Origin of the sequence: Nocardioides sp. NPDC023903 (genome assembly GCF_040639295.1) — a bacterium.
In the GTDB taxonomy this organism is placed as follows: Bacteria; Actinomycetota; Actinomycetes; order Propionibacteriales; family Nocardioidaceae; genus Nocardioides.
In genome coordinates, this window is the sequence record NZ_JBEZZS010000076.1 from 1 (window position 1) to 1,626 (window position 1,626).

A 1,626-nucleotide genomic window follows, 5' to 3' on the forward strand; every position below is an offset into this window, starting at 1 on the left:
TCAAGGCGCAGACCGACGAACTCGACTCCGATGGCGAGCCCTACCGCGGCGCCCGCTTCCCCGAAGACGACGACCCCTATGCCGCTCGCGGCGTGGCGGCTCGATTCCCGGAAGACGAGCAGCCGTCCGCCACGCGTGGTGCCACGACCCGCGACGTAGACGATCGCGCGCCGATCGGTGGCCGCGCCCCCGCGCTCCCCGCCGACTACGACCCCGACCTCGACGATCCCGAGTTCGAAGACCAGCCGGCACCCGGCCGCCGCCCGCTCGGCGAACCGCCCAAGCGCCCATCGCTGGCCGTCGTCCCCGAGCCGCGTCCGCGCGCCGAGCCACCGCGCGACGACGCGGAATCGGGTCAGCCGGGCGGACCGTTCCACCCCGGCTTCCGCCCGTACCAGGGCCCTGTCCCGAAGTGATCCACCTGCCGCGGTAGTCGTCGCGGCTGCCCGTCGACCGGAATCGACCAGCGATGTCTGACAGTCCTTCACGCCTGCCCGGCGTGCACCGCCCCGTCGCGATGATCACCGGACCGACGTCCGGCATCGGGCAGGGTTTCGCCCACCGTCTCGCCGCCCTCGGGTACGACCTGGTCCTCGTCGCCAGGAACGAGGAACGACTACGCGAACTCGCCGACGATCTGGCCCGCCGTTTCGCCACGTCGGCCGAAGTCCTCGTCGCCGACCTGGCCGACGCCGGCGATCGCGATCGCGTCGCGGCCCGAGCCGCTCGCGGCCTCGACTTCCTCGTCAACAACGCGGGTTTCGCGCATTCGGGTGAGTTCTGGACCCTCGACCCAGCGGAGTTGCAGGCTCAGCTCGACGTCAACGTCACCTCGGTCCTGCAACTCACCAGGGCAGCCCTGCCCGCGATGGTCGCGGCGGGCGCGGGCTCGATCGTGAATGTGGCGAGTGTGGCCGGGTTGATTCCCGGACGGGGGTCGACCTACTCGGCCTCCAAGGCCTACGTCGTATCCTTCACGGAGGGTTTAGCGGGTGGATTGGTGGGCACCGGTGTTCGCATCCAAGCGCTGTGCCCCGGATTCGTGCACACCGAGTTCCACGAGCGCGCCGGCATCGAGATGAGTTCGCTGCCCAAGCGCCTGTGGCTCGACGTCGACCAGGTCGTCGACGGGTGCCTGCAGGATCTGGACTCCGGCCGGGTGATCAGCGTGCCCGGCGTGCAGTACAAGGTGCTCACCGCGGTAGCGGGCTTCGTCCCGCGCACCCTGGTGGCCCGCATGAATCGCGGACTCTTCAACGCACGCGGAAGGACATGACTTAGATGATCGACCAAGCACGTCAGGCGCTCACGAAGGCCGATCGCGACCAGCTGGCCGCCCTCGTGCGCGAGCTCGCGGTCGTGCACGGCAAGGTGACGCTGTCCTCGGGCAAGGAAGCCGACTACTACGTCGACCTGCGCCGCGCGACCCTGCACCACCAGGCGGCGCCGCTGATCGGCACGCTGCTGCGCGAGCTCGTCGCCGACTGGGACTTCGACGCTGTCGGCGGGCTCACCATGGGCGCGGATCCGGTCGCGATGGCCGTGATGCACGCGCCGGGTCGCCCGATCGACGCCTTCGTGGTGCGCAAGGCGGCCAAGGCGCACGGCATGCAGCGTCAGATCGAG

2 protein-coding genes and 1 pseudogene are annotated in these 1,626 nt (G+C 70.2%); all 3 read left to right on the top strand.

Annotation, left to right across the window (positions count from 1 at the left end; genetic code table 11):
* The coding region (locus AB0F44_RS30020; protein ID WP_357361004.1) for a hypothetical protein at positions 1 to 416 on the top strand (416 nt) is incomplete at its 5' end.
* A gap of 101 nt (positions 417 to 517) precedes the next feature.
* Entirely contained in the window at positions 518 to 1,276 is a 759-nt protein-coding gene (locus AB0F44_RS30025; protein ID WP_357361006.1) for an SDR family oxidoreductase, read from the top strand.
* Positions 1,277 to 1,281: 5 nt separating this feature from the next.
* A pseudogene (locus tag AB0F44_RS30030) lies at positions 1,282 to 1,626 on the top strand (orotate phosphoribosyltransferase); the annotation flags it as partial.

Bases quoted from the DNA above. Each gene is read 5' to 3' on its own strand.
- AB0F44_RS30025 (WP_357361006.1), top strand. From the start codon at position 518: ATGATCACCGGACCGACGTCCGGCATCGGGCAGGGTTTCGCCCACCGT.